Raw genomic sequence first — 11,954 nt, forward strand, 5'->3', positions numbered from 1 at the left:
ATTCCCCTTTCTCACGCTTTCTCACGTAATCTCCCGATTCTGTACACAGTTTAGCAACGATTTGTGATAAATGTGTGACCATTTTATTATATAAGACTAAAAAGTGCCGGCAGGGAATGACATATCCCTGCCGGCACTTTTACAGTCTTTATATCTGCTGCTTTTATACGAACAATCCTGACATTAATTTCCCGGTCCGATGATCACAGACCCCGGTCCCTCCGGCACGTATTCCTCGGACGATGCGCCCGGATAAGCTGCCGTACTTCCCTTGGTGCTGCCAGGGTAAGCTGCGGTGCTCCCCTTGGTGCTGCCAGGATAAGCCGGGGACGTTCCCTGGCTTCCGGGATACGCAGCCGTGGTCCCCTTAGAGGCGCCCGGATAAGCTGCGCTGGTTCCCCTGGTGGGGTCCTGGCCCGGATAGGTGATTGCGCCTGGTCCGGTTGTCTGGTCGCCCTCTGAGGTCTCGGCCCCCGGGAATATGCTGCCTGAGCTGCTCTCTCCCGGCCGGCCGGGATGGACGGTACCGGATCCGCTGCTCTCCCCCGGCCTTCCGAATATATCATCCTCAGGCGGATCCAGTTCATTGCCGAACTCGTCGGTCTCTATCTCCAAATCCGTCTCGCCGTCAATAATGGACTCATCTGTCCCGGACGTGCTGCTCTCAGACTCATTTTCTTTTGTCTCTTCCGTTGCCTTGGTCGCCTGAGTGGGCTTGGGGATATACCCTCCGTCTGTTCCCACATGGTCGATTGGCTTAGCTTCATTGTACATGCCTGTATCCGCTGATATTTTGGCACTGATCTTCTTTACCATATCACTGGGCTGGTAATTTTCATCCCCAAACAGGAACTGGTGGAGAAGGGTTACATTGCTCTCCAGTGTCTGGGGAATGACGCAGGCGCCCTTCTTGCCCATATTGGCATCGCTTCTGGCTGCCGGGAATCCCATGGTATCCGCTATGGTATACTTGGTCAGATTTCTGGCTGCCGGTATAATGTCATCAATGGTAACGCTGGAAAGAATCTGGGGGAACACTGCCTCCATGACATTGTTTACCACCGCAAAGTCGGATTTCTTGAGTTTCTGGAAACATAGGTCTATGATTTCCCGCTGGCGCTCTGTCCTGGCAAAGTCTGTATCCATCTTACGAAGCCTTGCATACGCAACTGCCTGGACACCGTCCAGATGGTTGAGCCCCGCCTGTTTTAACTGATAGGACCCTACACCGGTAGCCTCCACAGTCTCCGTAATATAGGCATTGATATAGTAAAATTCCGCCTTGCTCAGCTCCACATCCACTCCGCCCAGAATATTGACCGCATCCACCACTGCTTTCCAGTTAAATGTGGCAAAATCATCTATCTGCAGGTCCAGGTTTCTGTTCAGCGCCTCCACTGCCTGCTCAGGACCTCCCAGGAAATAAGCCTGATTGATCTTATTGTACAGCCCGTTGTCGCTTACACTGAGATATGTGTCCCTGAACACGCTGACAAGCTTAATCTCGCCGGTGCCCTGGTCAATGTTGCATATGATGATAACATCGGCGTTATTGCCCTTTCCCACCGAGTTATTCCGGCTGTCCACACCAAAGAGGGCAATGGTCCAGTATCCCTCCATCTCCTCCACCTTCCCCTGAGGGATATTAGGGTTAGTCACCTGGGCCGGTTTAAACTGGCTTGGCTGAATCAGACTCATCTTATTCTGCGCATACCGGTAAAGCCCGGTTCCCAAAAGGAATAAGATTTCCAGTATGATGAATACAATTATCAACTTACGGCGGCGCTTGATCTCTGCTGCTGCCGGATCCGCTGCCGCCGCTTCCCTGGCTGCCCTGCGGCCTCCTGCTCCGCCCCCGTTCCTTCCGAAAGACGAATCCCTGCCCTTACCGGCGCCAAGGTCTTCCGCCCCGGCATAGGACCGGCTGTATGTGCGGCTGCCAGTCTCACCAGCCCCCAAATTCCCGGCTGCCGTCCTGGTACCTTTTCCTTCACCTGTATACCTTGGCCGTTCTCCCGGCCTGCTTCCTGAGACTCCCGGCCTTCCGTCAGGCCGGTCCCCTGTGAATCTGGGGCGTTCACCGCTCCTGCCGCCCGCGCCTGTATATCCGGGGCGTTCACCGGTCTTGCTGCCCGTGCCTGTATATCCGGGGTGTTCACCGGTCTTGCTGCCCCCGCCTGTATATCCGGGGCGCTCACCGGTCTTGCTGCCCGTGCCTGTATATCCGGGGTGTTCACCGGTCTTGCTGCCTGTGCCCGTATATACGGGGCGTTCACCGGATCCGCTGCCTGTGCCCGTGTATCCGGGACGCGCTCCGCCCTTGCCGCCTGTGCCTGTGTATCCGGGGCGCTCACCGGCCCCTCCGGCCGTGCCTCCGGGACGGCCCGCCGGCTTCTCTCCTGCAAAACGCGGACGCTGGCCTGTCTTTCCCTCACCGCTTACAGGGCGTTCCGGCATCCTCTCACCTGCATAGGTGCTTCGCATTCCGCCGTTCTTTCCTGGTATGCCCGGGGTACGCTCTGCGTCTCCCACTCCGGCATAGCGCGGACGGGCGCCGGAACCGGAGCTGGGCCCGGCAGCCGAACCTGAGCCGCGGCCATCTGATGCAGTCCTTACTGACGCCCTGCCGGCAGATACCGGCGTTCCCTGCCTGGATCCGCCTCCCGAACCTGCGCGGCCCGCCTGTCCGGCGCCCCTTATCTCCTGCCCGCTGCCTCCGGTACGCCCGCGGGGCATTGTATCTGAATCAGCCCCGGCACCGGCGCCCAAATCGCGCTTCCTGCTGCGGCTTCTTAATCTCTCTTCTTCCTCATCAAATCCATTGTCAAACTCACGATTCATTCGTCCATCCTCATTCCATCACGTAAACCAGGCGCTAATCATTCATAAGCAGCCCCGCTCCCCTGACCCGCAGACTGTATCCGGGCACGGCTAAAACGCAGGAGCATTCTTAACGCAAACGTCATGCATATCAATATGCATTTTTATTAATAAATCCCTTGAAAACAGTGAGAAACATAATCTTGAAGTCAAAACCCAGACTCCAGTTCTCAATGTAATAAAGGTCATGCTCAATCCTCTTGGTAATTGATGTATCCCCGCGGTAGCCGTTGACCTGGGCCCAGCCCGTGAGTCCCGGACGCACCTGATGCTTAATCATATACCGCGGTATCTCTTCTTTAAATTTTTCCACAAACAGCGGCCGCTCCGGCCGGGGCCCCACCAGACTCATATCACCAATGAGGACATTAAAAAACTGGGGCATCTCGTCAATGCTTGTCTTGCGTATGAAACGTCCCACAGGCGTTACCCTGGGATCATGGGGCGTTGTCCACTGGCTGCGCTCCCTGCCCGGGTCCTGAACCTCCATGGAACGGAACTTGTACATCTTAAAGGGACGGTTGTGCAGCCCTATCCTCTCCTGGCTGAAAAGCACGGGCCCTGGTGAAGTGATTTTGATGAGCAGAGCCGTAACCAGCATGAGAGGCGAAAATACAATCAGACCAAACAGAGCGCCGGCTAAATCCACTATCCGTTTCATGGTGGCGTTAAACACCCCGGTAAGGGGCACATGGCGGATGTGGATTACCGGAAGTCCCTGAAGGTCTTCCATATAGGGAATCGTCGGTATTATGTTATTATAATCCGGTATGAACTTTGTATGCACGCCTGATTTCTCGCAGGCAGCCACAATCTGTTCCAGATTAGAGTACTCTTTGATGCTCAGGGTAATGGCTATTTCGTCCAGCGTATTGGACGCCAGGAAATCCTCCAGATGATTGGTGGGTCCCAGCACCTGTACCTTTTTATATGCAAAGCCGGCCGGCCGGTGGTCATCCAGGATTCCCTGGACATGGTAACCCCATTCCGGATTGACGCTGACCCTGTCGATGAACCCTTCGGCCGCCCGGCTGTAGCCAATAAGGAGCACATGCTTCTGATTATAGCCGTTGGTCCGCAGGGAGCGCAGGAAGATGCGTATTGATATCCGCTCTGCTTCCAGCAGGATGATATTGGCCGCAAAGAATGCCAGAATCATCTTTGTGGAGAAATAGCTCAGATGGCTTACGAACCTTCGCAGGCCAAAAAGCACGAACGTAAAGAGCATAAGGCCGATGACATTGGCCTTGCAGATATTGGCCAGTTCCGAACGCCGCCCCTGAATCCGTTTGGGCACATACAGATGGAAACTGGCATATAGAATCAGGTATATGGGCACGATAAAAATGAGCGCCATAAAATATACCTGGGGCTTTAGCACGCCTTCGTCTAAGGGCAGTACCTTTCCGCTGATGACAATGAACCATGCCAGAGCATAGGCCACCACAGTGACCAGTATATCCAGCAGGACATGCATGCGGTTCAGCCTTTTCTGGTTATCTTTTATCATTGTATTTCACCTTGGTTTCTCAGGGAATCCCTTCTTACCGTAAATATCGTTGTTATTATACATGATAAGCCGTCATTATTCTATAACATTTCTCTTAATTTCGAAAAAGTTCATAATTTAGCAATCTGCCTTGCGGCAAACTCATAAACATAGATAAGGGTCCCTGTAATCAATTCCCACTCAATGGCCAGATAATTTTTAAGCCGCTCCCTGTTGTAAGGCACCTTCCGGCACCTTTTAGCGGTTGCCAGGCCTTCCTTCACGCCAGCCGCATAATCCCTTCCAAATCCCTTTTTCTTAAAAAACATGTATTTAAGTCCCATTCCCAGGAGAATCGGAACCAGGTTCACCGCCAGCTGCAAAAGGGGCATGTTTTTATAATTCAGATAAATATTATTCCTGGCAGCCAGCTTTACCTTGAAGGGATTGTACTTGGAACCGCTGGTGCCGCTTCCCACATGATAAACCATGGCCGTGGGACAGTAGATGTTGTCATATCCCGCAATTCTGGCCCTGTAGCCAACGTCCAAATCCTCCAGGTACGCAAAATGCATCTCGTCAAAGTATCCGATTTCATCAAACACCTCCCTGCGGTAGATGGCTGCCCCGGCGCAGGCCGAGAAGATGCGGCAGGCCCTGTTATATTTTGCGGATGAGCGTCCCACCCCTCTCTGGTATGCCCAGCCCAACAGACTGTACATATCCCCGGCATCGTCCATCAGCTCCTTGCGGCAGAGCTGAATCATCTTGCAGCTGACGGAAAATATCTTTGGGGAGCGCTCAATGGCCTTAATCATTTCTCCCACATAGTGGAAGTCCGGCTCCGTGTCATTGTTGAGCAGAATCACATAGGGAGTCGCCGCCGCCTTAAGGCCCACATTCACCGCGCCTGAGAACCCGGTGTTCTCCGGCAGGAAAATGGCCGGAATCTCTTGCTCCTTCAGCCACTCCACGCTTCCGTCTGTGGAACCGTTGTCCACCACCAGGATGTCAAAATCCCGGCAAATCTGCATGCTGAGAGCTTTGAAACAGGGTTCCATAAACTTAAGCCCGTTATAATTGGGTATGACGATGGTTACCTTTCTGCGCCTGCCTGTTCTTCGGCCGGTTTCATTGCCACGTCCCGCTTCATTGCCGCATCCTGCTTTATTATCGCATCCCGCTTCATTGCCGCGTCCCGCTTTATAATCGCATTCTGCTTCATAATCATTTCTATGGTCACTCATGTGCTTTCGTATCGTCCTCCGGCGCAAACTGTTCGTAAACCTTAAGGTCATAAGGCTCACCTATTTTTTCCTTCAGAAGGTCCCTGAGCGCGAAATTAGATTTGCGCAGCGTCAGGTTGGGGTTGTAGCAGGGGTCGCCATTTTGAATGATATCAGGCCACTTCCGTATGAAAATGGCTACCTCCCGGTTAAAGCGGGCTATCTTTTCAGGCGTATCCTCCAGTCCTCTGGACTTGGATTCATAGTGGTAAAAGCATGAATAAGGCGCATACACTACCATTTTCCCCAGGGCGCGTACTTTCATGCAGTAATCAATGTCATTAAAGGCCACTGCCAGCTCCGGGCTCAAACCTCCCACCTGGTCAAAGACGGATTTCTTTGTCATGAGGCAGGCCGCCGTGACGGCGCTGTAGTCCTGGGCGCACATGGCTCTGTGGAAATAGCTGTTCTCGGCCTTATGAAGTCCGATAAATGTATGGCCCGCAATGCCGCCAAAGCCTATGACCACTCCGGCGTGCTGTATGGTGTCATCCCCATAGAGAAGTCTGGCTCCTGCAATGCCCACATCCTCCCTCTGGCAGAATCCCAGCATTTCATTTATACTGTCCTCTTCAATCAGCTCCGTGTCATTGTTGAGCAGCAGCAGGTATTCACCCTTTGCAAAGGAGGCTCCGTAATTATTGATGGCTGAATAGTTGAAGCCCTCCTTCCAGGTAACCACCCGGAAATTGGTGTGCTCCGCCTGCATCTTATCATAGTAGGCGAAGGTTTCCTTCTGGGAACTGTTATTTTCCACGATAATGAATTCCAGGTTCCGGTATGACGATTTCTCCATCAGGGACCGCACGCACACATCCAGGTCCTGGCTGTGGTCCTTGTTGGGGATGATAACAGACACCAGAGGTTCCCCCTGTATCTCAAAGGTGGTATGGTAAATGCCGTAATCCACGCCCTTCTCCACCTTCACCGCCGGAATTCCCATACGCTCATAGTGGGCCATGATGGCTCTGGATCCGGCCTCAAAGGCATACATCTTGCTCTCCGGGTTGCTGGCCGTGGAATTCTGATGGCAGCGCCAGTGATAGAGGACCTTTGGAATATGGTATACCCTCTTTGCTGCCTCCGTACACCGGAAAATGAAATCATAATCCTGGGCGCCGTCAAACTCCTGGCGGAATCCGCCCACCTGCTTTAACAAATCCTGCCTTATGACGAACAGATGGCATATATAATTGACGCTGGTCAGCAAATCCGGGTTGAAATCCGGTTTGAAATGAGGGTCAAACAGGGCCTTTCCATCCATGTCCAGCTTATCTTCATCAGAATAAATAACCTGGCAGTCGGGATTTTCATTGATTGCCTTCACGACCTCATAAAAAGCATTAGGAGGAAGCGTATCGTCATGATCGGCCAGGATGACAAAGTCTCCCCTGGCCATATCCAGGGCTGCATTGGTATTGCCTGAGATTCCGCGGTTGCTGCCCAGAATCTCATAGCGCACACGCCGGTCACGGTCCGCGTACTTCTTAAGCACGCGCTCGAGCCCCTCACCCCTGGGACTTCCGTCTGCAACACATATCTCCCAGTTTGTATAGGTCTGTTCCATGATAGAGTCCAGCATTTCCCTGAGATAGCGCTCCGGGGTCTTATAGGCGGGAATTACAACAGACAGCATGGGCTCAAAGTCAAATAAATGCTTTCTCTGCTCCGCCAGCTCCTCGTCCGTTGGTTTGGTCAGCTCATACCACTCGCTGTAATCATAATCATTGTCAATTCCCTGCAGCTTGTGCTTTGACTTGACCACAAGGGCCTTAAGGCCATGCTCCTTCCAAAAATCCATGGCCACATGGACTGTCTCCATGTTCATCAGGTCCTTAAGCTTCTCCATGCGCTTGTGGGCCACGCTGGCCCGCCTGGCAATCAGTTCCTCATTGTACTTGATTTTTGCCTGGCGTCCCTCACAGCGGATCAGCAGGTAATAATCCTTCCCCCGCTCATAGGGAAACTGGATGTCAAATCCAAATTCCCGGTCATAGACCTTCTTAAAATATATCTGGCTCACATCATCCCTGCGGGTATTTACATGCTTAAATTTTACCGGCTGGCGCTTCTCATCCTCCACCCGGAAGGTGGCCTTGCTGTCAGGGGATTTACCTATAGCCCATCCGTTAAGGGTAATGGAATTCTCCCGGATGCGTACCACGTCTATCTTATATTTCATGCTTCATTACCGCCCTTTTTCTCTTCCTCGTTAAAATTAATACGCTCTTCCTCAATAACCAGAGGCCGCTTCATCACCCGCTGGTTAATACTCATGATATACTCTCCCAGAAAACCGATGAAGAACAGCTGTACCGACCCCAAAAACAGCATTCCGATCAGCATGGGCGCCATGCCTGCCGGGAAACGGTCCCACCAAATCAGCTTCATTACCAGGTAGACCATGGCGATGAGCATGCTGACAACAGCGCATATGCTGCCGAAAATCGTAGCCAGACGCAGGCCTGCTTTTGTATAGGAAGTAACGCTGAGCATGGCGGCGTCATACAGACGATAAAAGTTATTATGGGTCTTGCCCGCCCTGCGGCGCGGCTGCTCATAGGGAATCTCCTTGCGGCGGTATCCCAGCTCAGCCACGATTCCCCTGAGGAAAGGAGTGGGGTCATCCAGGTTGCGTAAGACCTCGATGAACTCCCTGTCATAGAGACCGGAACCGGTAAAATGCTCAATCTGCTCCACATCCGACAATTTCTTGATGGTCTTGTAATAGCAGCTTCTGAGCCAGTACATCAGACGGTTTTCCTTGCTGCTGGTCTTGATGCCGATAACGATTTTATATCCCTTCTCCCACTCATGGATGTATTTAGGTATCATTTCCACAGGGTCCTGGAAATCCGCCACCATCTCAATAACGCAGTCTCCGGTGACCTGGAGCATTCCGTAATAGGGGGAATTGAACTGGCCGAAATTCCGGGCATTGAGTATGGCCTTGATGCGCGGGTTGTCCGCGCACAGGCCCCGGATGATATCCCTGGTGCCATCTGTGGAATCATTATCAATGAATACCAGCTCATAGTCATACTGCGGCAGCTCTTTTTCCAGGATTTCCGTCACTGCCCTGCTGATAGGGCCTACATTTTCCGCTTCATTATAACAGGGAATCAATACGCTGATTTTCTTCATATCTCTCTATGCTTCTTCTTTCTCTATGGTTTCTTCGATGCCTTGGCGGAAGGTATAGCGCTCCTGCCATCTGCCGCCTGTGAGTCTCTTAAGTCTGGTAATGTCAGGCCGGATGGACAGGGCGCCCTCTTTGGCCTGTACAAAGGTCCCGTACTCCAGCGTTCCCTTAAATCCTACGATATCATGGATTTCCTCCACAAAGGACCGGAGGGGCCTGGTATCCTGGCTGGCTATGTTGACAATAGCGCTTATGGGACTGCTGTCCTTTTTTAAACCAGGTTCTTCATTTACGGCCTGCCTGTATAATTCATATACTGCCTGTACCGCATCCTCAATATACATAAAATTCCACATATGCCTGCACGCGCTCAGGGAAACCTTCTTATCCTGCCTTAAATCCCGCACCAGGGTGGATATGATGGACCATGGATGATCCCCGCAGCCGTACACACTGAAAAATCTCAGATGGTAATAGTGAAGGCCCAGACGGCTGCAAAGGGGAGCTGCCTTCTGGTAAAACTCCCATTTTGCCTTTCCGTATTCATTGATGGGACGGCAGGGCGCTTCCTCTTCCATGATTCCGTCAACAGCCCCGTATTCCACTCTGGAACCAGCGTCCATGAATACCCGGCATCCCAGACGTCCGGCTGCCTCCACACAGTCCAGGGAGCCTGCCACATTGCGGGCCTGAACCTCCGGCGAGTCTATCTCCTCCCGGTTCACACCTCCCCAGGCCATATGGAAAAAGCCGTCTGCATGTCCCACCTCAGGGACGCATTCCAAAACATGGGCCAGGTCGCAGGCCACTGTATGCAGTCTCTCATGAACAGGAAGGGCGTCCAGATGAAGGGAACCCGGACGCACCAGGGCGTACACATGGGCCCCCTGCTCCAGAAACACCCTGGCCAGATTGCTTCCGATAAAACCGGTTGCTCCGGTAATTACTACGCGCATGTTATCATCCCTCCTAAACCATCTCCAGATGGTTGGAACGCATGGCCCTGATTTCCACGGCGGTCCCGAACTTCTGGCGTATGCTTGCCGCTATCTCATCCGTATAACCGGGGGCCGTGATTATGATGGCATCCACCGGGTGTTCATGGAAATGGTCCGGTCCAACGATGGGAAGATGGGACGCGGGGGCAAACTTTCCCTGCTTAAAGGGTGCGGAATCTATGATATACCTTGCCTTTTCCCCCAGCTTGGTAGTGGCTGCAAGGGTAAAGCCCTGGTGGCTGGCTCCCCAGATGGCCACCTTCTTATCCCAGGCATCCAGATACTTCATATAAGTCTCCATCTCCCGTTTCAAATTCACATAACACTCCAGCAGGTTCTCCGTATCCATCTGCGGACGCTTCCTTACAATAACGGAAAGGGTGTCCCTGTTGATAACCTCGCACTCTTCTACCTGGAACCCGTTGCGCTCCAGAAGGGGGGTAAGGGTCTCAAAGGTGTAGTAGGCCAGATGGTCCCGTATCAGTTCATAATAGCTGTTGTGGTCCATGATATATTCAAAGCTTGGGACTGTGATAAGCCCCATGGCATCGTCCTCCAGGTTGCGGTATATGGCCTGAAGCATGGTGCTGGGGTCCGGCTGGTGCTCCAGGAAATTAAAGGACAGGAATACGTCATACAGCCCGCCGGCAAACCGCGTATCCTCTGTCTCCGTAAACCCTTCCGTCACATCCAGCCCCTGGGCCCTTGCCAGCTCCACCAGGTGGGGATCATGCTCTATGCCGTGGACCTCCACCGGAAATTCCGACAGAACCTTTAAGAATTCTCCCTGGCCGCACCCCACTTCGATGAATTTCTTTCCCTCCAGATGATAGCTGTCAATGAGATGCTTATACTGGTATCTGCGCAGCTCCACCATGGTCTTTGAAAAGCCGCCGGCCCGAATTACATCCCGGTAATAGTCCACCGGCTCACAGTCAAACTGGACCAGTCCGCAGCCCATGCACTGGCATAAATCCAGGGTCAGTCCCCGGTCCTCCTTTACCCCCTGTGCATCCGGCATGTGCTGGGCCGAGGCAGGCATATTATCTAACGTAAGCAGCGGCGTCTCCCATAACGGGGCGCCGCAGGCGATGCATCGTTTCATAGACAATTCTCCTTATATAATCCAATCATTTCCCTGATTCCGTCCTCAAACGAAATCTCCTGGGCGAATCCTGCTGCTTCCTTAAGCTTCCTGATATCCGGCACCAGGGATACCACTCCCTCTGCATTGGGCGGCCGTTTTCCATATTCATAGGTGCCCTTTTCACCGCAGAGCCGGTGCATCTGTTCAATGTACGACTTAAGGGGGCGGGTGTCTTCTCCTGCCACATTATACACGCCGGCCGGTACTTTGGCAAGCAGAAGCCCTGTCAGGGCCCTGGCCGCATCCCTCACATGAAGGAAATTCCACTGCTGGGTACATTCCCCAAGCTCCATCCTGCCTCCTTTAAGAAAGGTATTGAGGCAGGTGGACACCAGGGACCAGGGATGGTCTCCGGGACCGTAAACGCTGAATATCCTGGCATGGATATAATCAATCCCCAGGGCCTTTGCCTCTTCCCCTGCCCTGCGGCATACCTCCAGCTTGTCCTTTCCGTATTCAGAGACAGGATGGCACAAAATCTCCTCGCCCATAACGCCGTCCGCAATGCCGTACTCGGCCTGGGAGCCGCAAAAAAGAAACCTGGCGCACCCCAGACGGGCTGCCGTGTGAAGGGAATCCAGGGCATACCCGATGTTGCGGGCCTGGACATGAGGGTCCTGGCGGTTGGCGCTGCCGGCCCCCTCCCAGCCCAGATGAAGCCACAGGTCTGCCTTTGTTTTGAGGTCAGAACGGGATTTTAAAACCGGACAGGAGACCAGTTCCGGGCAGGCATCCAGCTTACCGATGTCCTTTAGGGCAAAGGGAAGGACGGTAATGCGCCCCCCTTCTTTTCCGGCTTCTTTTCCAGCCTTATTGCCTGTCTCTTCCCCAGTCTCTTCTTCTGTCTTTTCCCCGGCTTCCGCCCCGGGCTGTTCAAGCCGGCCTCGCCCCGGAGAGTCCGGCCTTACCACGGCAAATACATGATGGCCTCCGGCCAGCAGCTCTTTTGTAACAGCCTTTCCGATAAAACTGGTAGCTCCTGTTACGATTACACGCATAACATATACTCCTT

At 53.1% G+C, this 11,954-nt stretch carries 8 protein-coding genes; all 8 read right to left on the minus strand.

Features of this window, described 5'->3' with window-relative positions; translation table 11 throughout:
- Positions 1-183 precede the first annotated feature (183 nt).
- The gene (locus CGC65_RS26290) at positions 184-2,841 is read right to left on the minus strand and encodes an LCP family glycopolymer transferase (RefSeq protein WP_002566546.1); all 2,658 of its coding nucleotides are present in this window, start codon (positions 2,839-2,841) and stop codon (positions 184-186) included.
- Between the two features lie 130 nt (positions 2,842-2,971).
- The gene (locus CGC65_RS26295) at positions 2,972-4,390 is read right to left on the minus strand and encodes an undecaprenyl-phosphate glucose phosphotransferase (protein WP_002566547.1); all 1,419 of its coding nucleotides are present in this window, start codon (positions 4,388-4,390) and stop codon (positions 2,972-2,974) included.
- A gap of 110 nt (positions 4,391-4,500) precedes the next feature.
- The gene (locus tag CGC65_RS26300; protein WP_002566548.1) at positions 4,501-5,616 is read right to left on the minus strand and encodes a glycosyltransferase family 2 protein; all 1,116 of its coding nucleotides are present in this window, start codon (positions 5,614-5,616) and stop codon (positions 4,501-4,503) included.
- Entirely contained in the window at positions 5,609-7,837 is a 2,229-nt protein-coding gene (locus tag CGC65_RS26305; protein WP_002566549.1) for a glycosyltransferase family 2 protein, read from the minus strand. Before CGC65_RS26305 ends, CGC65_RS26300 begins: the two co-directional genes overlap by 8 nt.
- Positions 7,834-8,799, minus strand: a complete 966-nt coding sequence (locus CGC65_RS26310; protein WP_002566550.1) for a glycosyltransferase family 2 protein — start codon at positions 8,797-8,799, stop codon at positions 7,834-7,836. The genes CGC65_RS26305 and CGC65_RS26310 overlap by 4 nt, the downstream gene beginning before the upstream one ends.
- Before the next feature lie 6 nt (positions 8,800-8,805).
- Positions 8,806-9,753: an NAD-dependent epimerase/dehydratase family protein gene (locus CGC65_RS26315; protein ID WP_002566551.1), complete on the minus strand. Its 948-nt coding sequence runs from the start codon at positions 9,751-9,753 to the stop codon at positions 8,806-8,808.
- Between the two features lie 13 nt (positions 9,754-9,766).
- Positions 9,767-10,900, minus strand: a complete 1,134-nt coding sequence (locus CGC65_RS26320) for a class I SAM-dependent methyltransferase (protein ID WP_002566552.1) — start codon at positions 10,898-10,900, stop codon at positions 9,767-9,769.
- Positions 10,897-11,940, minus strand: coding sequence for an NAD-dependent epimerase/dehydratase family protein (locus tag CGC65_RS26325; protein WP_002566553.1), 1,044 nt, complete (start codon positions 11,938-11,940; stop codon positions 10,897-10,899). The genes CGC65_RS26320 and CGC65_RS26325 overlap by 4 nt, the downstream gene beginning before the upstream one ends.
- Between the last annotated feature and the right edge of the window lie 14 nt (positions 11,941-11,954).

The sequence above is a fragment of the Enterocloster bolteae genome, assembly GCF_002234575.2.
GTDB classification, from domain to species: domain Bacteria; phylum Bacillota; class Clostridia; order Lachnospirales; family Lachnospiraceae; genus Enterocloster; species Enterocloster bolteae.

Excerpts from the sequence above, each read along its gene's own strand:
- CGC65_RS26290 (WP_002566546.1), bottom strand. The coding sequence starts at position 2,841 with ATGAATCGTGAGTTTGACAATGGATTTGATGAGGAAGAAGAGAGATTA.
- CGC65_RS26295 (WP_002566547.1), bottom strand. The coding sequence starts at position 4,390 with ATGATAAAAGATAACCAGAAAAGGCTGAACCGCATGCATGTCCTGCTG.
- CGC65_RS26300 (WP_002566548.1), bottom strand. The coding sequence starts at position 5,616 with ATGAGTGACCATAGAAATGATTATGAAGCAGAATGCGATTATAAAGCG.
- CGC65_RS26305 (WP_002566549.1), bottom strand. The coding sequence starts at position 7,837 with ATGAAATATAAGATAGACGTGGTACGCATCCGGGAGAATTCCATTACC.
- CGC65_RS26310 (WP_002566550.1), bottom strand. The coding sequence starts at position 8,799 with ATGAAGAAAATCAGCGTATTGATTCCCTGTTATAATGAAGCGGAAAAT.
- CGC65_RS26315 (WP_002566551.1), bottom strand. The coding sequence starts at position 9,753 with ATGCGCGTAGTAATTACCGGAGCAACCGGTTTTATCGGAAGCAATCTG.
- CGC65_RS26320 (WP_002566552.1), bottom strand. The coding sequence starts at position 10,900 with ATGAAACGATGCATCGCCTGCGGCGCCCCGTTATGGGAGACGCCGCTG.
- CGC65_RS26325 (WP_002566553.1), bottom strand. The coding sequence starts at position 11,940 with ATGCGTGTAATCGTAACAGGAGCTACCAGTTTTATCGGAAAGGCTGTT.